Origin of the sequence: Achromobacter mucicolens (genome assembly GCF_029866465.1) — a bacterium.
GTDB classification, from domain to species: Bacteria; Pseudomonadota; Gammaproteobacteria; order Burkholderiales; family Burkholderiaceae_B; genus Achromobacter; species Achromobacter mucicolens.
On record NZ_CP123364.1, the window covers coordinates 344,125 to 363,996 of the forward strand.

The window sequence follows — 19,872 nt, forward strand, 5'->3', positions numbered from 1 at the left end:
ACATGTCAATGCAATCCCTGGACATCAAGCGGCGCTCCGCCACCACCACGCCGCCGCCGGGCATCCGTGAACCCGTCACGGGCTCGGTCGCCAAGCTGATCGACGTCTCCAAGTGCATCGGCTGCAAGGCCTGCCAGAGCGCCTGCATGGAGTGGAACGACCTGCGCGACGAGATCGGCGTCAACGTGGGCGTCTACGACAATCCGGCCGACCTCACCGAGCATTCCTGGACCGTCATGCGCTTCTCGGAATTCGAGAACCCCGCTGGCGACCTGGAATGGCTGATCCGCAAGGACGGCTGCATGCACTGCGAGGATCCGGGCTGCCTGAAAGCCTGTCCCTCGCCGGGCGCCATCATCCAGTACAACAACGGCATCGTGGATTTCCACGAGGAAAACTGCATCGGCTGCGGCTACTGCATCACCGGCTGTCCGTTCAACGTTCCGCGCATCTCCAAGAAGGATCACAAGGCGTACAAGTGCACGCTGTGCTCCGATCGCGTGGCCGTCGGCATGGAGCCCGCATGCGTCAAGGCCTGTCCGACCGGCGCCATCGTATTCGGCACCAAGGACGACATGCATCAGTATGCGGCCGAACGCGTGGAGGACCTGAAATCGCGGGGCTTCGCGCAGGCCGGCGTCTACGATCCGCCGGGCGTGGGCGGCACGCACGTCATGTACGTGCTGCACCATGCCGATCAGCCGGGGCTGTACCACGGGCTGCCCGCCGATCCGCAGATCAGTCCGATGGTGTCCTTGTGGAAGGGGCTGGCCAAGCCGCTTGGCCTGGCCACGATGGCGCTGACCGCGCTGGCGGGCTTCTTCCACTATGCGCGCGTCGGCCGCAACGAAGTGACCGAGGAAGACGAACGCCGAGCCGAAGAGGAGGTGCGCCATGAGTGAAGAACACCACTATCGCCGCATCAAGCGCTACACGCCGGGCGAGCGCACCAACCACTGGATTATCGCGCTCACTTTCATCCTGCTCGCGCTGTCCGGGCTGGCGCTCTTTCATCCGTCGATGTACTGGCTGACCAATCTGTTCGGGGGCGGGCCCTGGACACGCATCCTGCATCCGTTCATCGGGGTGGTGATGTTCGTGTGCTTTGCCGTGTTCGCCGGACACATGTGGCGGCACAACCTGCTGACCCGCGCGGACCGCCAGTGGCTCAGGCAGCTCAATGACGTGGTCGAGAACCGCGAGGAAAAGCTCCCCGAGGTCGGCAAGTACAACGCCGGCCAGAAGCTGCTGTTCTTCGTGCTGATCCTGTGCATGCTGGGGCTGATGGTCAGCGGCATCGTGATCTGGCGCGAATATTTCGCGTTCTACTTCCCGATCTGGGTGGTCCGCGCCGCCTCGGTGCTGCACGCGGTTTGTGCGCTGGTGCTCATTTGCGCGATCATTGTGCATATTTACGCGGCGATCTGGGTAAAGGGGTCGCTCACGGCAATGCTGCGCGGCTATGTCACCGCCGGCTGGGCGTGGAAACACCATCGCGCCTGGTTCCGGGAGCAGGTGAAGAAATAGTTTTTTGGCCCGGCATGTCGTGATCGCACGGCTGTTATCCTCTTCGCAGGCTGGCAGCCGTGTTTGTTTTTCTGGAGACGAGAATTGCAGCGAATCCTTCCGCGCGGCGAGATCGAAGCGCTAGACCATAACGCCATTCCCCGCATCACCCTGCCGGAGCGGCAAACCGTCTTTGCCGCGCGGGCCGCGCGCCTGCGCCAGCTGGCCGAGGGCAATCCGGTCGGCGACTACCTGTTGCTGATGGCGCATCTGGTCGATGCCCAGCACCGCGCGCTGCAGGACTGCGCCGCGCCGCCCGCCACCGAAGACCGCATTTCGCTGGCGCAGACGCACGGCATGCCGCCGCTGCAGGCTGTGGGCTGGCCCCGCGACCCGCTGTGGCGCCGCATCCTGGGCCAATTGCTGGAAGACGTGTCGCGCGCGTCCGGTGTGCCTGCCGAGGCGATCGACGTCTGCGCCGCGCTGCGCCGCGCGCTGGACGACGATCCCGAATCGCTCGAAGACCTGGCCCAGGCCGTGCTGTCCGAGCAGGACGAGGGCGTGGACAGTGCCGCCGCGCCCTTCGTCATGGCCGCGCTGCAGGTCTACTGGACGGACCTTGCCAACCGCTTCGATCCCAAGCAGCTGCCTGTCGCCAGCCCGTTTGGGGTCTGTCCGGTCTGCGCCAGCCTGCCCGTGGCCAGCATCGTCCGCGTGGGCGGCCAGTACGAGGGCTACCGCTACCTGTGCTGCAGCCTGTGCGCCACGCAATGGCACATGGTGCGCGTGAAGTGCTCGCATTGCGAGGACGTCGAGAAGGTCGCCTACCAGGCCATCGAGGGCCGCACGCCCGCCATCAAGGCCGAAACCTGCGACAACTGCCACACGTATCGCAAGATCTTCTATCAGGACAAGGACCTGTACGTGGAGCCGGTGGCCGACGACCTTGCCAGCCTGATGCTGGACGTGCTGGTGGGCGAGGCAGGGTATTCGCGGTCCAGCGGCAATCCGCTGCTGTGGCATGGCGCGCAGGACTAGCGCCTCTCGATGACGGAGTCTCGCATGGCCGATCAACTGTCCGGGGCCGGCTTGGCCGCGGCATCCGACATTCCTTCGCTGGACCGCCTGTTGAACGCCGAGGCGCTGCGGCCGGCGCTGGCCACCCACGGCCGCACGCAGGTGGTGGCCGCCTTGCGCCGCGACCTGGAGGCGTTGCGCAAACGCGCGCTGGACGGCGGCGTGCCGCGCCACGAGCTCGACGCGGCCGCCGTGGCGGCTCGCACGTCGGCAGCGCTGGACGAGGCTGCGCGCCCGCGCTTGCGCGCGGTCTACAACCTGACCGGCACCGTGCTGCACACCAACCTGGGCCGCGCGCTGCTGCCCGACGAAGCGGTGGCCTCGGTGCTGCGCGCGCTGACTTCGCCGGCCAACCTGGAGTTCGACCTGGACACGGGCGGGCGCGGCGATCGCGACGACCTCATCGACGACCTGCTGTGCGAGCTGACCGGGGCCGAGGCGGCCACGGTGGTCAACAACAATGCGGCCGCGGTGCTGCTGATGCTGAACGCGCTGGCGGACCGCCGCGACGTGGTGGTGTCGCGCGGCGAGCTGGTCGAGATCGGGGGCGCGTTTCGCATCCCGGACATCATGAAGCGCGCGGGCGCCAAGCTGGTCGAAGTGGGCACCACCAACCGCACGCACGCGGCCGACTACGAGAACGCCATCGGCCCGCGGACCGCGATGCTGATGAAGGTGCATTGCAGCAACTACGCGGTGACCGGCTTCACGAAAAGCGTGGACGTGGCCGACGTGGCCGCGCTGGCGCACGCGCGCGGGTTGCCCGCCACGGTGGACCTGGGCAGCGGCACGCTGGTGGACCTGACGCAGTTCGGATTGCCCAAGGAAGACACCGTGCGCGAGACCATCGCGGCGGGCGCCGACCTGGTCACGTTCAGCGGCGACAAGCTGTTGGGCGGGCCGCAGGCGGGCCTCCTGGTAGGCCGCGCCGACCTGATCCGCAAGATCAAGAAGAATCCGCTCAAGCGCGCGCTGCGCGTGGGCAAGCTGACGCTGGCCGCACTGGAACCGGTGCTGCAGTTGTACCGCGCGCCCGAATTCCTGGCGCAACGGCTGACGACGCTGCGCCTGCTGACCCGCCCCATGCGCGATATCCAGCCGCAGGCCGAACGGCTGCGCGGCGTGCTGGCGCATGCGGCAGGGCCCGGCTATGCGGTGGAAGCGGTGCCGATGTTCAGCCAGATCGGCAGCGGTGCGTTGCCGATCGACCAGCTTCCCAGTTACGGACTGGCGGTGCGCTACGCGGGCAGCGGCCGTCCCGGGCGGCATCTGGACCGGCTTGAGACGCAGCTGCGGCGACTGCCGGTACCCGTCATCGGCCGCATCGCGGATGACGCGTTGTGGCTGGACTTGCGCTGCCTGGAAGACCGCGACGAAGCCGCTTTCGCGGCGCAACTGGCGGAGCCGCTGGCATGATCGTCGGCACCGCGGGGCATATCGACCACGGTAAGACGACGCTTGTGCGGGCGCTGACGGGCGTGGACACGGACCGGCTGAAGGAAGAGAAGGCGCGGGGCATTTCCATTGAACTGGGCTATGCGTACACGCCGCTCGCCAATGGCGACGTGCTGGGTTTCATCGACGTGCCGGGCCACGAAAAGCTCGTGCACACGATGGCGGCCGGTGCCAGCGGCATCGATTTCGGGCTGCTGGTGGTGGCGGCGGACGACGGTGTCATGCCGCAGACGCGCGAGCATCTGGCGATTCTTGCGATGCTGGGCGTGGGGCGCGGCGCGGTGGCGCTGACCAAGACGGATCGCGCGGACGCCGCGCAACGGGACCGCGTGCGCGGCGAGATCGAGGCGTTGGTGCAAGGCACGTTCCTCCAAGGCGCGCCGGTGTTTGGCACGAGCGCGGTCCAGGCGGGCCAGACGACGCAGGCGGCTCGGCCGGCGCAAGCGGTGCATTCGGCTCAAGCGGATTTTGCGGCGCAGTCGGGTGACCCGGGGGTAGCGGCGCTGAAAGATTATCTGCACGCGCAGGCCGAGGCGGTGGCGCGGCGCGAAGCCACCGGTCTCTTCCGGCTGGCGGTGGATCGCGTGTTCACCTTGTCCGGCCACGGCACAGTGGTGACCGGCACGGCGCATGCCGGCCAGGTCCGGGCCGACGACGACACTGTCGATCTGCGGCTGATGCCGGCCGGCACGCGGGTGCGGGTGCGCGGCATCCATGCGCAGAATCAGCCCAGCGAGACGGGCTCGGCCGGGCAGCGGTGCGCCTTGAACCTGGCGGGCATCGACAAGAGCGCCATCTCACGCGGCGACTGGATTGCGGACGCGCGCGGTTTCCTGCCCTCGAAGCACGTGGATGTGGCGCTGACACTACTGCCGTCGGCGGATGCGCCGGTGCGGGCCTGGGCGCCGCTGCACGTGCATATGGGCGCGGCGCGCCACGTGGCGCATGTGGTGCCGATCAGTGCGGAGTCGCTGCAGCCGGGGCAGTCGGGGTGGGTGCAACTGGTGTTTGACGAGCCGGTCTGCGCGATGCCGGGTGATCGCTTCATCGTGCGCAATGCGCAAGCAACGCGCACGGTGGGCGGCGGCCGGGTGCTGGATCCGAATGCGCCGGACCGGAAGCGCCGCGCGGCGTCGCGGCTGGCGGGGTTGCAGGCGTTGTCCGAGATGCTGGATGGCGGCGGTTTGCAGCCGGTGCTGGCGCACGCGCCGCAGGGCCTGGATGAGGCCGCGCTGCAGCGGCTGACGGGCCGGCCGGTCAATGAAATCACGACGCCGGCGGGCGCGCGCTGGATCGAGCCTCGCAATGCGCAGGGATCCCGCACGCTGATCCTGGCGCCGCATTGGGCGGCGCTGCGCGAGCGGGCCGAAGCGGCGCTGGCGGCGTTTCACCAGGGCGCGCCGGACGAACCGGGTCCGGACAGCGCGCGGCTGCGGCGCATGGCAATGCCGGCGATGCCGGACACGCTCTGGACGTCGCTGCTGGAAGAACTGCAAGGCGACGGCCGCATCGCGCGCAATGGTCCGTGGCTGCATCTGCCATCGCATACGGCGACGCTGGGACAGGCCGAATCGGCGCTGGCGGCGCGGCTGTTGCCGCTGCTGGATGAGGGCGCATTCGATCCGCCGTGGGTGCGCGATCTGGCCCGGATGCAGAACGTATCCGAGGATGCGGTGCGCCAGTTGCTGCGCAAGCTGTTGCGGCGGGGGGAAGTGGCGCAGGTGGTGAAGGATCTTTTCTATCACCGCGATCAGGTGCGCAAGCTGGCGGCGCTGGCGGCGGACCTGGCGGGGCAGCCGCCAGGGCTGAATGCGGCGGTGTTCCGGGACGCGACGGGGCTGGGGCGCAAGCGGGCGATCCAGATCCTGGAGTTCTTCAACCGGGTGGGCTATACGCGGCGCGTGCGGGATACGCATGTGCTGCGGGGCGAAAGCGCCTATGCAGCCATGCAGCAGCGCGCCGAGCCGGTATCATAGGCGGTCCGCCACGGAAGGCATTCGTGCCCGGCGGCACGGCCGGGCTTCAAACCCGGTTGGGGGCGTCAGACGTTCCCAGGTAGGTTCGACTCCTGCTGCCTTCCGCCAGTTTTTTTGGGCCTTGGCGTTCTTCTGCGCAGGCAGGTTCCAAGGGTTCCTTCTTCGGGTGTCTGACACGCCTGGATATTCGTCCTGCCGTGTTTATTCTTGCCCGCGTCGAGGTGGTTCTTCTGCCGCCCGCGGCGTCGCGGGGTCCGCGTTGCGGGCCTCCGATGGCGGTCCGGAGCCTTCGCTCCGGACGCTCCCGTGCTCATCCTCGTCTGCCTTCGGCTCCCTTCGGATTCCGCCGGGCGCCATCTAAACGGCCCGCAACACGGACCCCGCGCCGCCACGTGCTGGGTCCGTGAGTGATCGGGAGGTCGCTGCACTCTCCTTCAACTGCGCAGCATGCGCGTTACCACGCCACTTACGCTGTGCGATGTCCAGTCCAGTTCGCCCAGGTGCCAGTAGCGGATCGTGCCGCCGCGGTCGACCAGGTAGTTGGCGGGCAGGCCGGCGGCGTCCCATTTTTTGGAGGCGGTGCTGTTGCGGTCGTGCAGGACCGCGCCGGCGACGGGCCATTTTTTCAGGAAGGCGGTGATCTTGGCGGGGGACTCACCCACGTTGACCGCGATCAGGCGCAGGCCTTCTTCGCGGTGGCGTTTGGCCATGGTGGACATGATGGGAATCTCGTCGCGGCAGGGGTCGCACCAGGTGGCCCAGAAGCTGACGATGACCACGTTGCCGCGCCAGGAAGAGAGCTTTTGTTCGCGGCCGGACAGGTCCGGCAGGACAAGGGGCGGGGTGGGAGCGGTCCACGGGGCCCAATCGGGACCGGTGGCGGTTTTCAAGGCGGAGTCGCTGGCGGCGCGGGCCCAGGCGGGCAGGGCCGCCAGCGACAGGCTGGTTTGCAGGAGACGGCGGCGGCTGATCAAGGCGGACTCCCGCAAGGAAGTGGCGGTCAGATGGCGATGGGTCTGGCGGTGATGCGGTAGCTGAAGCTGTCGGGATCGAGACTGTCCAGGCGGCCGGCGGCGGTTTCGCCGTTGGGATACATGAGGAACGGGATGGGGCCGTGCGCGGTGCCGGGCAGGACGACGTCGTGGCCGTGGTTGTAGGCGACCCAGTTCATTTCCCATGCACCGAACAGCATGACGCGCGCGGCGCGGACCTTGGCGTCGGTAAGCGGGAGTTCACCGGGCGGTTCCTCGAGCATGACCTTGCGCACGTCGGCCGGGTCGACGGGAATCCAACCGTAGCCGGCGGCGTAGAACTCGGCGCGGCAGTGCTGGGCGCGGGTGACGTCGCCGGCCTTGCCGAGGCTCTTGTAGCCGAGTTGCGAGTTGTCCACGCGCAGGCCGTAGGCGTCGCGCGCAGGGATGCCGGCGGCGCGCGCCAGTGCGACGAAGAGCGCGTTGATGTCGGCGCATTTGCCGTTCAGGTCGTTGGCGGTGAGCATGTAGCGCACGTCGCCGGTGCCGCAGCCGCGCGTGGACGCAGTGCGGCAGGTGTTTTCGACCACCCAGTCGTAGATGGCGCGGGCGCGCGCCAGGTCGCCCTGGTGGCCTTGGATGATGCGGTCGGCGGTGGTTTTGACGATGCCGTCGGTGGGCAAGAGGGCGGTCGGTTGCAGGTATTCGCGCAGCGCGGCTGCGTTCTCGCGCGCGGCGTCGGCGGGAGGGGGCTGGGTCAGGTCGACGCGGCGGTTGCGGGTCTGGAAGCGGCTGGTCAGCGTGACGGTGCGGGGCGACTGCGCGTCGGGCCATTGGACGGCGAGCATCTGGACGTCGTAGCCGGGCGCACGGGTCAGCGTGGCGACGCCGCCGCTGGCCTGCCAGGCGTTCTGCACGCCGCGCTGGTAGGACGTGTCGGTGGCATAGGGCACGGGCAGCCAGATTCGGGTGTGGGCGGCGGGGTCGGTGATGCTGACGGCGGTGGTCAGTTCGTAGGTGCGCCACGCGGTGGCGACCGGGGTTTGCTGGGCGCGCGCGGCGTGCGGCAGCACGGCGGTGGCGGCAGTGGCGGCGCACGCGGCGCCCGAGAAACGGAGAAAGTGTCGGCGATCCATGAAGCCCCCACGCACGGTGAAGATTGGCTATCGGTGCGCCCGTGGCCGGGCGGCCGTCCGTTGCTGCATGCGATCGATCATAGGGCCAATCGCGGGGGCGGTGCTATCCTTTTTCGATTGTTTCCACGGAGATAGAGATGACCCAGGATGTTGCGTCCTCGAACGTGCCGCGCCTGACTTCGTTGTCGCATGGCGGCGGCTGCGGCTGCAAGATCGCGCCGGGCGTGCTGTCGGCGCTGCTGGCGCGGTTCGGTCCCGCGGCCAGTTATCCGAACCTGCTGGTGGGCACCGAAACCGCCGACGATGCGGCGGTGTATCGGCTGAACGATGCGCAGGCGCTTATCGCCACGACGGACTTCTTCATGCCCATCGTGGACGACCCCTTCGACTTTGGCCGCATCGCCGCCACCAACGCACTGTCGGATGTGTACGCGATGGGCGGCACGCCGATCATGGCGCTGGCGATCGTGGGCATGCCGATCAACGTGCTGCCGCACAGCGTCATCGCTGAAATCCTGAAGGGCGGCGAATCGGTGTGCGCGGATGCGGGCATTCCGGTGGCCGGGGGGCACAGCATCGATTCGGTCGAACCCATCTACGGCCTGGCCGCGATGGGATTGGTGCACCCGGACAAGATCAAGCGCAACGCCGACGCACGCGCGGGCGATGTGCTGATCCTGGGCAAGGGCCTGGGCGTGGGCATTCTGTCGGCGGCGTTGAAGAAAAACCGGCTCGACGTGGACGGCTATCGCGTAATGATCGACACGACGACGCGGCTCAATCGCCCCGGCCCCGCGCTCGCCGCGCTGGACGGTGTGCATGCGATCACCGACGTGACGGGGTTTGGGTTGTTGGGCCATGCGCTGGAGATGGCGCGCGGCGCTAAGCTCACCGCCCGCGTGCGGCTGGCGGCGCTGCCGTGGCTGCCGGGCGTGCAGGAATTTGCCGCCGATGGCGTGATCACGGGCGCCTCGGGCCGGAACTGGGCGTCGTATGGCGAATCCGTGCGTCTGGGGACAGGGGTTTCGGACACGCAGCGGGCGTTGCTGACCGATCCGCAGACCTCGGGCGGCCTGCTGGTGTCGTGCGCGCCGGACGCGGCCGATGCAGTGCTCAAGATCTTCCATGAGCAGGGCTTCGATCAGGCTGCCGTGATCGGCGAGATGACCGCTGGCGAACCGCAGGTCGTGGTGGACTGACTGGCGTCGCGCGGCCGCCTCGCATGCGCGGCCGCGCCGCTTGGTTTGCTGCAACGCTCGGCCGTGGCGGCGCGTGATTTCAATCGGGCAGATCGCGCGCGGTCGCGGCTGCCTGTTCCACCAGCCAGTGCGTGACGACGTCCGCGTCGGGCGTGCTGCGGCGCGCATTGCGCACCAGCCAGTAGGCGTGTTCGGTGGCGCAGGCCTTCGGGCTGCCCACAACCTCCAGCCGCCTGTCCGCCAGCATGGGCGCGATCAACGCCAGCCGTCCCAGCGCGATGCCGTGTCCCGCCAGCGCCGCGTGCACAATCTGATCGTATTGATTGAAGCGCAGCATGCCCTTGGCGCGCACGCGCCCCAGCCCGCGCGCGCTCAGCCATTCCGGCCATTGCAGCCACGGACGCGTGGGATCGTCGAACTCCAGCAGGACGTGGCGCGCCAGTTCGCGGGCGTCCAGTTCGCGGGCCTTGAGCGAAGGATGCGCCACGGGCACCACCGATTCCCCAAAGAGCCACAGGGCGCCGTCGGGCACCGTGTTGCGCTCGCTGTAGCGGATGGCGATGTCGACGGCTTCGCGGTCGATATCGATCAGCCGGTTGTCGGCGGCCACGCGCACATCGATGTCCGGATGCGCCGCCTGAAAGTCGCCCAGCCGGGGCAGCAGCCACAACGAGGCCACACCGATGGTGGTGGTGACCGTGACGGGCGTGCGCCGCTCGGGCGCGCGCAGTTGCTCGGTCAGATCGCCCAGCTGGCTCAGCCAGACGTCCGCCATGCGAAAGAGCTGCGCGCCTTCGGCGGTGAAGGTGACGCTGCGAAACCCCCGCACCAGCAGCGGCACGCCCAGGTGCGCTTCCAGCGCGCGGATCTGGCGGCTGACGGCCGACTGCGTGACGTGCAGGTCTTGGGCGGCGAGCGTGATGCTCATGCGCCGGCCCACGGCGACGAAGCCGCGGACGAGATCAAGCGGAGGCAGTTTCGCTAAGGGGTATGGCATTCGTAAAACTCATGCGTATCGGGCGGAAATGTCGCTTGAGCAATAGTACGCCGGGGCGTCCAATATGACTCAGACGTTGGGTGGCCGGGACAAAATCCCGGCCGACCGCCGCGATAGCCGCTGCCGCGGCCAGGAGGTACGCCATGATCCAGTTATGTTGCACTGCGGGAATGTCATTCCGTTTGGCCGGCGGCTCGACTATGCTGCTCAAGCGCGCCTCGGGCGTTCGCATCGTGTGTCACGCCGGCGCCTTGTGGATATCCGAATACCGCCGCTTCGACGACAGTGTGCTTCAAGCGGGCCAGACCCTGACCGTGGATAGCGATCGCGACGTCGTCATCAGCGGCCTGCCGGATGCGCAGGTCGCGCTACTTTCCCTGGGGGGGCGGCAGGTGCAGTGTGCCGCCGCTTCGCCTTGCCATGCAGGCCAACTGGAGTTCCTGTGATGACCGCGTCCTTGCCCGATACGCCCCGGATCGAAATGTGGTTCGATTTCGCCAGCCCCTACAGCTATCTGGCAATCGAGCGCATCGATGCGCTGGCGCGGGAAGCGGGCGTGCAGGTCGATCTGCGGCCTTTCCTCTTGGGGCCGATCTTTCAGGCGCAGGGCTGGAACGACACGCCGTTCCGGTTGTTCCCCGGCAAGGGCGCGTACATGATGCGCGACATTGCGCGGCTGGCCGACAAGTACGGCGTGGTCTACAACCGGCCGCGCATGTTCCCGCGCATGAGCGTGCTGCCGGCGCGCATCGCGCTCTTGGGCGAGGACGAGCCGTGGGGCCGCGATTTCTGCGTGGCGGTGTTCCGGGCGAACTTCCAGCACGACCTGGATATCCAGGCCGAGGACGTGGTGCACGAGCTGCTCTCGGGCCTGTCGATGGATGCCGACGCGCTCATCGCCCGCGCCAAGACCGAAGGCGCCAAGGAGGCGCTGCGCAAGCGCGTGGACCGCGCGCGCAACCTGGGACTGTTCGGCGCGCCCACCTTCTTCGTGGAGGGCGAAATGTTCTGGGGCAACGACCGTCTGGAAGATGCGCTGGAATGGACCCGCCGCACCGCGCCCGCCAGCGCCTGGTCGCCGCGGCAGCCTCGCTAGGGCAGGCGCTCCGTTCCGCCACGGCCGTCATCCACGCACCGCAAGATTTCTCGTCAACGCTTCATCAGCAATGAAAAACGCAAGCAGCGCCTATCGTGGCGCGCCCATGCCGGGCGGCCGCTCGTTCACGCAATTTCGCGCCGCCCGCATCCGGCGGGTGTCCTTTCAGTGGAAACAGGCCGACCGGGCCGCGGTGCAGGACGACACCCTGCCCAGCGGCAGCGGCCGTGGCCGTGGCAAGCTGCGCTAGCCCTTGGTCACCGGTCCGACGTTGGCCCACTCTTCATCGGAATAGAGCCGTGAGCGCAACAGAAACCGCTTGCCCTCGGCGCTGTCCAGCGAAAAGGCGCCGCCGCGTCCCGGCACGGCATCGATGACCAGCTGGGTGTGCTCCCAGTACGCGAACTGGTCCTCGCCGATCCAGAACGGGCACCCTTCCAGGTCGCCCAACAGGACGTCCGAGCCGCCGACCATGAACTCGCCTTGCGGATAGCACATGGGCGAGCTGCCGTCGCAGCAGCCGCCGGACTGGTGGAACATCAGCGGGCCGTGCTTGGCCCGCAGGGTGTCGATCAGGTGGCGCGCCTCGTCGGTCGCCACCACGCGTGGCGTGTGCTCTGCCATGGCTGGATTCCTTGCAGGCGCGCCGGGGCAGGCCCGGCGCGCAGGACAGGCCGCGGCAAGCGGCCCGGGGTTGGCGAATCAAGCTTGGCGGATCAGAAGAACCCCAGCTTCTTGGGCGAATAGCTCACCAGCAGGTTCTTCGTCTGCTGGTAGTGGTTGAGCATCATCTTGTGGTTCTCGCGTCCGATGCCCGATTGCTTGTAGCCGCCAAATGCCGCGTGCGCCGGATAGGCGTGATAGCAGTTGGTCCACACCCGGCCCGCCTTGATCGCGCGGCCCATGCGGTAGCACGTGTTGGCGTCGCGCGACCACACGCCGGCGCCCAGGCCATAGAGCGTGTCGTTCGCCAGCGCCAGCGCGTCGTCCGCGTCCTTGAATGTGGTGACCGCCACGACCGGCCCGAAGATTTCTTCCTGGAACACGCGCATCTTGTTGTGGCCCTTGAACACCGTGGGCTGCACGTAATAGCCGCTTTCCAGCGCGCCCTGCATCTGCGTCCGCGAGCCCCCGGCCAGCACGTCCGCGCCTTCCTGCTTGCCGATGTCCAGGTACGAAAGGATCTTCTCGAGCTGTTCGGTGGAGGCCTGCGCGCCGATCATGGTGTCGGCGTCCAGCGGGTTGCCCTGCTTGATCTCGGCCACGCGCTTCAGCGCGCGTTCCATGAACTTGTCGTAGAGCGATTCCTGGATCAGCGCGCGGCTGGGGCACGTGCACACTTCGCCCTGGTTCAGCGCGAACATGACAAAGCCCTCGATCGCCTTGTCCAGGAAGTCATCGTCCTGCGCGGCCACGTCGGCAAAGAAGATGTTGGGCGACTTGCCGCCCAGTTCCAGCGTGACCGGAATGATGTTCTGCGACGCGTACTGCATGATGAGGCGGCCGGTGGTGGTTTCGCCGGTGAAGGCGATCTTGGCGATGCGCTTGCTTGAGGCAAGCGGTTTGCCGGCTTCCAGGCCGAAGCCGGTCACCACGTTCACGACGCCCGGGGGCAGGATGTCACCGATCAGTTCCATCAGCAGCAGGATGCCCAGCGGCGTCTGTTCGGCGGGTTTCAACACCACGCAATTGCCCGCCGCCAGCGCGGGTGCAAGCTTCCAGGCGGCCATCAGGATGGGGAAGTTCCACGGGATGATCTGTCCGACCACGCCCAGCGGTTCGTTGAAGTGGTAGGCCACCGTGTCTTGATCGATCTCGGACAGCCCGCCTTCCTGGCTGCGGATGCACGAGGCAAAGTAGCGGAAGTGGTCGATGGCCAGGGGAATGTCGGCCGCGCGGGCCTCGCGGATGGGCTTGCCGTTGTCCCAGGTTTCCGCCGTGGCCAGGCGTTCCAGATTGGCTTCCATCACGTCCGCGATCTTCATGAGCATGCGGGCGCGCTCGGCGGCCGGGGTCGCACCCCATTTGGGCGCGGCGCGGTGCGCGGCGTCCAGCGCCAGTTCGATGTCGCGCTCTTTCGAGCGCGCGTGGCGGGTCAGCGTCTCGCCCGTGACCGGGGTGACGTTGTCGAAGTATTCGCCATCCGCGGGCGACTGCCATTTGCCGTCGATGAAATTGTCGTACTGCGTCCTGAGGTCCAGGCGGGTGCCATAGGTCTGCGGGGTAACGCGGGTCGCGATGTCCATGCTTGTCTCCGTATCGTTGGGATGGCGGCAGTGGGCTGCCTGTCCTGCATCAAGCAAAACGCATGCCAGTCGGGGCATCCCGGCTGGACAGCCCGCCCCACGCGTGCGAAAGTAGTTTTTCCGCTTTCAGTGTCGCAATCTGCGACGTTGTCGCGAAACAGGTGTCGCAGCACAGGCGTCGCAGAACGCCGCTCCCAGGAGACATACATGGCCTCTCACTCCCGTCGGCAGACGCTGACGCAGGCACGGCTGCTCTTTAACCAGCAGGGCGCAGTGCCGGGCGGCATGGTTGCCGAACCGATCCTGCGTTCCTGGCGCCGCTGCGCCGACCTGGGCTTTGACATGCGCGGCGTGCGCCGCGCCGAACTCATGACGCAGGGTGAACTGCGCGAAGCCCAGCAGAGAAACGAAGCGCTGCGCCGCATGTCCGAACCCGCCATCGCTTATTTGCGCCACCAGGCGGGCGGCAGCGGCAACCTGGTCATCCTGTCGGACGCGCAGGGCCTGGTGCTGGACTCGGACGGCGACACGGGCTTTGCGCATCGCGCCTCGCGCGTGGCCCTGATGCCGGGCGCGCCCTGGGACGAGGCCGCCGCCGGCACCAACGCCATCGGCACCGCGCTCGTCGAAGGCCGTCCCATTGCCGTGCATGGCGCGGAACACTATTTCGAACCCAATCGCATCCTGACCTGCGCGGCCGTGCCCATCACGGACAGCGAAGGCCGCACCGTGGGCGTGCTGGATCTGTCCAGCCAGGCCCGCGACGTGCGTCCGGATGTGCTGGCGCTGGTGCGCGGGGCGGTGGATCGCATCGAACACCAGCTGTTCGAAGGCGCCTATGAACAATGCACGGTGCTGCGCCTGCATGCCGACCTCGCGGGGCTGGGTCAGCCCGGCGAAGCGCTGCTCGCATTTCAGGGCGACCTGCTGGTCGGCGCCAACCGCCGTGCGCTGCATGCGCTGGGGCTGGCGGCCACTGCGCTAGGCGTGTACCGCTACGCGGATGTGTTCGACGGCGATATCGGACGTGGCCCGGATGCCGCGGGCCGCGTGCACACGCGGACTGGCGCGGTCTATCACGCGCGCCTGCGCATGCCGCGCACGCGCCCGCCGCAACCCCCCGCCACCCCGGCGCTGCGTGCGCCCGGCGCCGCCGCCAAGACGCCCGCGCCCAGCTTTGACGCCGCCACGCTAGGGGCCCTGGCGCGCGCCGTGCACCTGGCGGACGCGGGCGTGTCGATTCTGCTGCAGGGCGAAACCGGCGTGGGCAAGGAAGTGTTCGCGCGGCAGATCCATGCGCGCGGCCAGCGGGCCGCCGGTCCCTTCGTGGCGGTGAACTGCGCCGCCCTGCCCGAGAGCCTGATCGAATCGGAACTCTTCGGCTACGAAGAAGGCGCCTTCACCGGTGCGCGCCGCCAGGGCAGCAAGGGCCTGTTGCGGCAGGCGCATGGCGGCGTGCTGTTCCTGGACGAGATCGGCGACATGCCGCTCCTTCTGCAATCGCGCCTGTTGCGCGTGCTGCAGACGCGCGAGGTCTCGCCCTTGGGCGCGGCGCGGCCCGTGCCGGTGGATTTCACGCTGGTGTGCGCGACGCATCGGCCACTTGCGCATGAAGGTCCGGACGCGCCGGTGCGGCCCGACCTGTACTTTCGCATCGCCGAATACACCGTCACGCTGGAGCCCTTGCGCGCGCGGGCCGACCGCCTGGAATTGCTGCGCGACCTGTGGGCCGCGCAGGGTGCGGGTCCGGCGCTGCCGCCTGCCATCGAAGCCGTCCTCGCGGCGTATTCGTGGCCGGGCAACTACCGTCAACTGGCGTCGGTGCTGCGCACCCTGCATGTGCTGGCCGGGCCGGCGGGCAGGGTGGATGCCGACATGCTGCCAGCGGAATTGCGCGGTGCAGCGAGCGCGGCGAAGCGGGAGATACCCGCGCCGGGCGCCGCAACGTCAACGCCCGCGCCGGCCGGTGCGGCCGCCGACCTGCACGCCATGACCGATGCCGTTATCCGCAGCGCCCTTGAGGCGCACGGCGGCAGCGTCAGCCGCGCGGCGCGCGCGCTGGGCGTGCACCGCAGCACGGTGTACCGGCGCGCTTCCGCATTGGGGCTGGCGCGGCCGAAATAACCGCTGCCAGCGCCCTGCCTTTACCCGATCAGACGCGCCAGCTCGGCGCCCGGGTCCTTGGCGCGCATGAACGCTTCGCCCACCAGAAAGGCATCGACCTTGTGGTCGCGCATCAGCTTCACGTCTTCCGGCTTGAGGATGCCGCTTTCGGTCACGACGCGCTTGCCGGCGGGGATGCGCGGCAGCAGGTCCAGCGTGGTCTGCAGGCTGGTCTCGAACGTGCGCAGGTTGCGGTTGTTGATGCCCAGAAGCGGCGTCTTGAGCGTGAGCGCAACGTCCAGCTCCTGCGCGTCATGCACTTCAACCAGCACGTCCATGCCCAGTTCGATGGCCAGCGTTTCGTAATCGCGCAATTGCGAGGGCGTAAGGGCGGCCACGATCAGCAGCACGCAGTCGGCGCCCATCGCGCGCGCGGCGACGATCTGGTAGGGGTCGATCACGAAGTCCTTGCGCAGCACGGGCAGCGCGCACGCGGCTCGCGCCTGGCGCAGGTGGTCGTGCGAACCCTGGAAGAACTGCACGTCCGTCAGCACGGACAGGCAGGCCGCGCCATGCACGGCGTAGGTGGCCGCGATCTCGGCGGGCGCGAAGCCCTCGCGGATGACGCCCTTGGAGGGCGAGGCTTTCTTGATTTCAGCGATGACGCCGGCCTTGCCCTGCGAAATCTTGTCTTCGATGGCTTGAGCGAAACCGCGCACGTCCTGGCGCGCCTGCGCTTCGCGCAGGACTTCGGCTTCGCTGCGCATCTGGCGGGCGGCGGCGACTTCCTCGGCCTTGACGGCGAGGATCTTCGCAAGAATATCGTTCATTTCTGGAATGTCCGGGTGTATGCGCAGAATTCTTCCAGCTTGGCTCGCGCCGCGCCGGTGGAAATTAGTTCAAATGCTAGCGCTAAGGCTTCGGGAATGGAATCGGCTTTGTTGCCGGCATAGATGGCGAGCCCGGCGTTCAGGGCCACGATGTCACGGGCCGCGCCCTCGACATTTTCCAGCGCCTCTATGACAAGCTCGCGCGACTGCTCGCGATTGGACACCTTGATGCTCCGGTTGGACATCATGGATAGCCCGTAGTCCTCGGGGTGGATCTCGTATTCACGGACCACGCCGTCCTTCAGTTCGCCGACCATCGTGGCCCCGCCCAGCGAGGCCTCGTCCATGCCGTCCTTGCCGTGCACGACCAGCACATGACGCGAGCCCAGGCGTTCCAGCACGCGGACCTGGATACCCACGAGGTCAGGGTGGAACACGCCCATCAGCTGATTGGCGGCGCCGGCCGGGTTGGTCAGCGGGCCCAGGATGTTGAAGATCGTGCGCACGCCCAGTTCCTTGCGGACGGCGGCCACGTTCTTCATCGCACCGTGGTGGGCGGGGGCAAACATGAAGCCAATGCCGGTCTGCTGGATGCATTCGGCCACCTGTTCCGGGGTCAGTACCAGGTTGGCGCCCAAGGCCTCCAGCACGTCGGCGCTGCCGCTGGACGACGAGGCGCTGCGGTTGCCGTGCTTGGCAATCGGCACGCCGGCCGCGGCCGCGACGAACATCGCGGTCGTGGAAATGTTGAACGTGTGGCTGCCGTCGCCGCCCGTGCCGCACATGTCCAGCAGGTCGTTCGGATTGGGCGTGACCACGGGCGTGGCGAATTCGCGCATGACCTGCGCCGCCGCGGTGATCTCGCCAATGGTTTCCTTCTTGACGCGCAGGCCCATCAGCAGCGCGCTGGCGATCTGCGGCGACATCTCGCCGCGCATCAGCATGCGCATCAGATGCAGCATTTCGTCGTGGAAAATTTCGCGGTGTTCGATGCAGCGCGTCAGCGCTTCGGTGGGGGAAATCGTCACGGTGCGTCCTTCTTAGGCGAGGTTCAGGAAATTGCGCAGCAGGGCGTGGCCGTGCTCGCTCAGTACGGATTCGGGGTGGAACTGTACCCCGTACAGCGGCAGCGTCTTGTGCCGCACGCCCATGATGTCGCCGTCCGGCGCCGTGGCGGTGACAGCCAGGCAGTCCGGCAGCGTGGCCGGGTCAATCGTCAGCGAGTTGTAGCGGATGACAGTGTACGGCGTCGGCAGGCCCTGGAAGATGTCGGTGCCCGTGTGCGAAAGCTGAATCGTCTTGCCGTGCATGATCTGCTGCGCGCGCACGATGTTGCCGCCAAAGGCCGCGCCGATGGCCTGGTGGCCCAGGCACACGCCCAGAATGGGCTTCTTGCCGGCATAGGCCTGGATCAGCGGCACCGAGATACCCGCCTCGGCCGGCGAGCAAGGGCCGGGCGACACGCAGATCTGGTCGGGGTTCAGCGCGGCAACCTCTTCCAGCGTGATCTGGTCGTTGCGCGCCACGCGCACGTCCACGCCCAGTTCGCCAAAGTACTGCACCAGGTTGTAGGTAAAGGAATCGTAGTTGTCGATCATCAACAGCATTTTTTTCTCCTCGGGGCCGCCTTGCGGCCCGGGCGGTAAATCGGTTCGGCCGGGAGGGCTCAGATGGGTTCGTCCAGGCCGTGCTGCACCTGCTCGGCGGCGCGCAGCACCGCGCGCGCCTTGGCTTCCGTCTCGGCCCATTCGGCTTCGGGGTTCGAATCGGCCACGATGCCGGCGGCGGCCTGCACGTACAGCGTGCCGTCCTTGATGACGCCGGTGCGGATGGCAATCGCCACGTCCATCTCGCCGCCGTAGCTCAGGTAGCCGGCCGCGCCGCCGTAGATGCCGCGGCGCACGGGTTCCAGTTCGTCGATGATCTTCATGGCCTCGACCTTCGGCGCGCCGGTCAGCGTGCCGGCCGGGAACGAGGCGCGCAGCACGTCCATGCTGCTCATGCCAGGATTAAGGGTGCCGGTCACGTTGGACACCAGGTGCATTACGTGCGAGTAACGCTCGATCACCATGGTGTCGCTGACCTTCACCGAACCCACCTGCGCGACGCGGCCCACGTCGTTGCGCGCCAGGTCGATCAGCATGACGTGTTCGGCGATCTCCTTCGGGTCGGCGCGCAGTTCGGCCGCCAGCGCCGCATCTTCTTCCGGGGTGCCGCCGCGCTTGCGCGTGCCCGCCAGCGGACGAATCGTGATCTGCGACTTCGGTTCGCCGTTTTCCACCGTGCGCTCCTGGCGCACCAGGATCTCGGGCGACGCGCCCACGACCTGGAAGTCGCCGAAGTTCCAGAAGTACATGTAGGGGGAGGGGTTGAGCGACCGCAGGGCGCGGTAGAGGGAAAGCGGGGAGTCGCGGAAGGGCTTGGCGATGACCTGGCCGATCTGGACCTGCATCAGGTCGCCGGCGGCGATATGTTCCTTGGCGCGCAGGACGGCCGCCAGGTAGTCCTCTTTCTTGAAATCGCGCCGTTCCTCGGTCTGCATGCTGGCGTGGCTATACGGGATTTCCACGGGGCGTCGCAGGCGCGCGCGCAGGTCGGTCAGGCGCTGCTGCGCGCGGCTGTAGGCTTCGGGCTGGCTGGGGTCGGCGTAGACCATCAGGTAGATGCGGCCGGCCAGGTTGTCGACGATGACCAGTTCGTCCACGTGCATCAGCATCAGGTCGGGCGTGCCGCCTTCCATGCCCGCCGGGAACGGCTTGACCGCGGGCCCCAGGCAGGGCTCGATGTGACGCACGGTGTCGTAGCCGAAGTAACCGGCCAGGCCGCCGCAAAAGCGCGGCATGCCGGGGCGCAGCGCGACCTTGAAGCGGCTCTGGTATTGCTCGATGAACGCCAGCGGATCGCCGTCGTGGGTTTCGGCGACCTTGCCGTCGTGCAGCACCTCGGTGCGCGTGCCGCTGGCGCGGATCACGGTGCGCGCCGGCAGGCCGATGAACGAATAGCGGCCGAAGCGCTCGCCGCCCACCACGGATTCCATCAGGCAGGTCATGCGGCCGGCCAGGGGGCCGGCGTGCGCCAGCTTCAGGTAGATGCCCAGCGGCGTGTCCAGGTCGGCGTAGGTCTCGGCCACCAGCGGAATGCGGTTGTAGCCTTGTGCCGCAAGGGCCTTGAATTCGATTTCGGTCATGTCGGGTCTCGTAAGCGGTGTCTGCTTTCGGACCGGGCACGCAACAAAAAACCCGGTCCAGTTGACTGGTTCCGGGTTGGGCTCTGTTTACAC

19 protein-coding genes and 1 tRNA gene are annotated in these 19,872 nt (G+C 67.7%); 11 read left to right on the plus strand and 9 right to left on the minus strand.

Annotated elements, in window-relative coordinates:
- Nucleotides 1-2: 2 nt before the first annotated feature.
- The 6 genes from fdxH to QEP15_RS01595 all read left to right on the plus strand — a co-directional run bounded on the left by fdxH (nucleotide 3) and on the right by QEP15_RS01595 (nucleotide 6,122).
- Complete coding sequence (fdxH, locus tag QEP15_RS01570; RefSeq protein WP_280148358.1) at nucleotides 3-902, plus strand: formate dehydrogenase subunit beta; 900 nt, start codon at nucleotides 3-5, stop codon at nucleotides 900-902.
- The gene (locus QEP15_RS01575) at nucleotides 895-1,527 is read left to right on the plus strand and encodes a formate dehydrogenase subunit gamma (RefSeq protein WP_062840087.1); all 633 of its coding nucleotides are present in this window, start codon (nucleotides 895-897) and stop codon (nucleotides 1,525-1,527) included. The genes fdxH and QEP15_RS01575 overlap by 8 nt, the downstream gene beginning before the upstream one ends.
- Nucleotides 1,528-1,611: 84 nt before the next feature.
- On the plus strand, nucleotides 1,612-2,544 hold the full coding sequence (gene fdhE, locus QEP15_RS01580; RefSeq protein ID WP_217618100.1) for a formate dehydrogenase accessory protein FdhE: 933 nt from the start codon (nucleotides 1,612-1,614) through the stop codon (nucleotides 2,542-2,544).
- A 24-nt stretch (nucleotides 2,545-2,568) separates the two neighbouring features.
- Nucleotides 2,569-3,999: an L-seryl-tRNA(Sec) selenium transferase gene (gene selA, locus QEP15_RS01585; RefSeq protein WP_280148359.1), complete on the plus strand. Its 1,431-nt coding sequence runs from the start codon at nucleotides 2,569-2,571 to the stop codon at nucleotides 3,997-3,999.
- Nucleotides 3,996-6,014, plus strand: coding sequence for a selenocysteine-specific translation elongation factor (gene selB, locus QEP15_RS01590; protein WP_217618098.1), 2,019 nt, complete (start codon nucleotides 3,996-3,998; stop codon nucleotides 6,012-6,014). The genes selA and selB overlap by 4 nt, the downstream gene beginning before the upstream one ends.
- A 12-nt stretch (nucleotides 6,015-6,026) precedes the next feature.
- Nucleotides 6,027-6,122, plus strand: a tRNA-Sec gene (locus tag QEP15_RS01595).
- A 326-nt stretch (nucleotides 6,123-6,448) separates the two neighbouring features.
- On the opposite strand, the gene QEP15_RS01600 is transcribed toward QEP15_RS01595, so the two are convergent.
- Both QEP15_RS01600 and QEP15_RS01605 read right to left on the minus strand, forming a co-directional pair.
- The gene (locus tag QEP15_RS01600) at nucleotides 6,449-6,988 is read right to left on the minus strand and encodes a TlpA family protein disulfide reductase (RefSeq protein ID WP_152383220.1); all 540 of its coding nucleotides are present in this window, start codon (nucleotides 6,986-6,988) and stop codon (nucleotides 6,449-6,451) included.
- Nucleotides 6,989-7,014: 26 nt separating this feature from the next.
- Nucleotides 7,015-8,121, minus strand: coding sequence for a transglutaminase-like domain-containing protein (locus tag QEP15_RS01605; protein WP_280148360.1), 1,107 nt, complete (start codon nucleotides 8,119-8,121; stop codon nucleotides 7,015-7,017).
- Between the two features lie 137 nt (nucleotides 8,122-8,258).
- On the opposite strand from QEP15_RS01605, the gene selD reads away from it, so the two are divergent.
- Nucleotides 8,259-9,320 (plus strand): selenide, water dikinase SelD, encoded by a 1,062-nt coding sequence (gene selD / locus QEP15_RS01610; protein WP_280148361.1) that lies wholly within the window; start codon nucleotides 8,259-8,261, stop codon nucleotides 9,318-9,320.
- Between the two features lie 79 nt (nucleotides 9,321-9,399).
- Here the strand turns inward: selD and QEP15_RS01615 are convergent, their stop codons facing one another.
- Complete coding sequence (locus tag QEP15_RS01615; RefSeq protein ID WP_279992313.1) at nucleotides 9,400-10,317, minus strand: LysR substrate-binding domain-containing protein; 918 nt, start codon at nucleotides 10,315-10,317, stop codon at nucleotides 9,400-9,402.
- A gap of 170 nt (nucleotides 10,318-10,487) precedes the next feature.
- On the opposite strand from QEP15_RS01615, the gene QEP15_RS01620 reads away from it, so the two are divergent.
- The 3 genes from QEP15_RS01620 to QEP15_RS01630 all read left to right on the plus strand — a co-directional run bounded on the left by QEP15_RS01620 (nucleotide 10,488) and on the right by QEP15_RS01630 (nucleotide 11,663).
- Nucleotides 10,488-10,763 carry a DUF2917 domain-containing protein gene (locus QEP15_RS01620; RefSeq protein WP_056319478.1) on the plus strand — a complete coding sequence of 92 codons (276 nt, stop codon included), beginning with the start codon at nucleotides 10,488-10,490 and terminating at the stop codon, nucleotides 10,761-10,763.
- Complete coding sequence (locus tag QEP15_RS01625) at nucleotides 10,763-11,413, plus strand: 2-hydroxychromene-2-carboxylate isomerase (RefSeq protein ID WP_279992310.1); 651 nt, start codon at nucleotides 10,763-10,765, stop codon at nucleotides 11,411-11,413. The genes QEP15_RS01620 and QEP15_RS01625 overlap by 1 nt, the downstream gene beginning before the upstream one ends.
- 70 nt (nucleotides 11,414-11,483) lie before the next feature.
- Nucleotides 11,484-11,663: a hypothetical protein gene (locus QEP15_RS01630; RefSeq protein ID WP_279992308.1), complete on the plus strand. Its 180-nt coding sequence runs from the start codon at nucleotides 11,484-11,486 to the stop codon at nucleotides 11,661-11,663.
- On the opposite strand, the gene QEP15_RS01635 is transcribed toward QEP15_RS01630, so the two are convergent.
- Both QEP15_RS01635 and adh read right to left on the minus strand, forming a co-directional pair.
- Complete coding sequence (locus QEP15_RS01635; protein ID WP_056319287.1) at nucleotides 11,660-12,037, minus strand: DUF779 domain-containing protein; 378 nt, start codon at nucleotides 12,035-12,037, stop codon at nucleotides 11,660-11,662. The genes QEP15_RS01630 and QEP15_RS01635 overlap by 4 nt on opposite strands.
- A 92-nt stretch (nucleotides 12,038-12,129) precedes the next feature.
- Nucleotides 12,130-13,659: an aldehyde dehydrogenase gene (adh, locus tag QEP15_RS01640; protein ID WP_280148362.1), complete on the minus strand. Its 1,530-nt coding sequence runs from the start codon at nucleotides 13,657-13,659 to the stop codon at nucleotides 12,130-12,132.
- A 207-nt stretch (nucleotides 13,660-13,866) separates the two neighbouring features.
- On the opposite strand from adh, the gene QEP15_RS01645 reads away from it, so the two are divergent.
- Nucleotides 13,867-15,783 (plus strand): sigma-54-dependent Fis family transcriptional regulator, encoded by a 1,917-nt coding sequence (locus QEP15_RS01645; RefSeq protein ID WP_280148363.1) that lies wholly within the window; start codon nucleotides 13,867-13,869, stop codon nucleotides 15,781-15,783.
- A gap of 20 nt (nucleotides 15,784-15,803) precedes the next feature.
- Here QEP15_RS01645 and trpC read toward each other — a convergent pair whose 3' ends face one another.
- From trpC to trpE, 4 genes are read right to left on the minus strand one after another with little or no spacing between them, the layout of a single operon-like run.
- Entirely contained in the window at nucleotides 15,804-16,592 is a 789-nt protein-coding gene (gene trpC, locus QEP15_RS01650) for an indole-3-glycerol phosphate synthase TrpC (protein ID WP_062840097.1), read from the minus strand.
- Entirely contained in the window at nucleotides 16,589-17,620 is a 1,032-nt protein-coding gene (trpD, locus tag QEP15_RS01655; RefSeq protein ID WP_056319277.1) for an anthranilate phosphoribosyltransferase, read from the minus strand. Before trpD ends, trpC begins: the two co-directional genes overlap by 4 nt.
- Nucleotides 17,621-17,632: 12 nt before the next feature.
- Complete coding sequence (locus QEP15_RS01660; RefSeq protein WP_062840098.1) at nucleotides 17,633-18,199, minus strand: aminodeoxychorismate/anthranilate synthase component II; 567 nt, start codon at nucleotides 18,197-18,199, stop codon at nucleotides 17,633-17,635.
- A 59-nt stretch (nucleotides 18,200-18,258) separates the two neighbouring features.
- Nucleotides 18,259-19,779: an anthranilate synthase component I gene (trpE, locus tag QEP15_RS01665; RefSeq protein ID WP_056319273.1), complete on the minus strand. Its 1,521-nt coding sequence runs from the start codon at nucleotides 19,777-19,779 to the stop codon at nucleotides 18,259-18,261.
- Nucleotides 19,780-19,872: the final 93 nt, after the last annotated feature.

Excerpts from the sequence above, each read along its gene's own strand:
- fdxH (WP_280148358.1), top strand. The coding sequence starts at position 3 with ATGTCAATGCAATCCCTGGACATCAAGCGGCGCTCCGCCACCACCACG.
- QEP15_RS01575 (WP_062840087.1), top strand. The coding sequence starts at position 895 with ATGAGTGAAGAACACCACTATCGCCGCATCAAGCGCTACACGCCGGGC.
- selA (WP_280148359.1), top strand. The coding sequence starts at position 2,569 with ATGGCCGATCAACTGTCCGGGGCCGGCTTGGCCGCGGCATCCGACATT.
- selB (WP_217618098.1), top strand. The coding sequence starts at position 3,996 with ATGATCGTCGGCACCGCGGGGCATATCGACCACGGTAAGACGACGCTT.
- QEP15_RS01605 (WP_280148360.1), bottom strand. The coding sequence starts at position 8,121 with ATGGATCGCCGACACTTTCTCCGTTTCTCGGGCGCCGCGTGCGCCGCC.
- selD (WP_280148361.1), top strand. The coding sequence starts at position 8,259 with ATGACCCAGGATGTTGCGTCCTCGAACGTGCCGCGCCTGACTTCGTTG.
- QEP15_RS01615 (WP_279992313.1), bottom strand. The coding sequence starts at position 10,317 with ATGCCATACCCCTTAGCGAAACTGCCTCCGCTTGATCTCGTCCGCGGC.
- QEP15_RS01620 (WP_056319478.1), top strand. The coding sequence starts at position 10,488 with ATGTCATTCCGTTTGGCCGGCGGCTCGACTATGCTGCTCAAGCGCGCC.
- QEP15_RS01625 (WP_279992310.1), top strand. The coding sequence starts at position 10,763 with ATGACCGCGTCCTTGCCCGATACGCCCCGGATCGAAATGTGGTTCGAT.
- QEP15_RS01630 (WP_279992308.1), top strand. The coding sequence starts at position 11,484 with ATGAAAAACGCAAGCAGCGCCTATCGTGGCGCGCCCATGCCGGGCGGC.
- QEP15_RS01635 (WP_056319287.1), bottom strand. The coding sequence starts at position 12,037 with ATGGCAGAGCACACGCCACGCGTGGTGGCGACCGACGAGGCGCGCCAC.
- adh (WP_280148362.1), bottom strand. The coding sequence starts at position 13,659 with ATGGACATCGCGACCCGCGTTACCCCGCAGACCTATGGCACCCGCCTG.
- QEP15_RS01645 (WP_280148363.1), top strand. The coding sequence starts at position 13,867 with ATGGCCTCTCACTCCCGTCGGCAGACGCTGACGCAGGCACGGCTGCTC.
- trpC (WP_062840097.1), bottom strand. The coding sequence starts at position 16,592 with ATGAACGATATTCTTGCGAAGATCCTCGCCGTCAAGGCCGAGGAAGTC.
- QEP15_RS01660 (WP_062840098.1), bottom strand. The coding sequence starts at position 18,199 with ATGCTGTTGATGATCGACAACTACGATTCCTTTACCTACAACCTGGTG.
- trpE (WP_056319273.1), bottom strand. The coding sequence starts at position 19,779 with ATGACCGAAATCGAATTCAAGGCCCTTGCGGCACAAGGCTACAACCGC.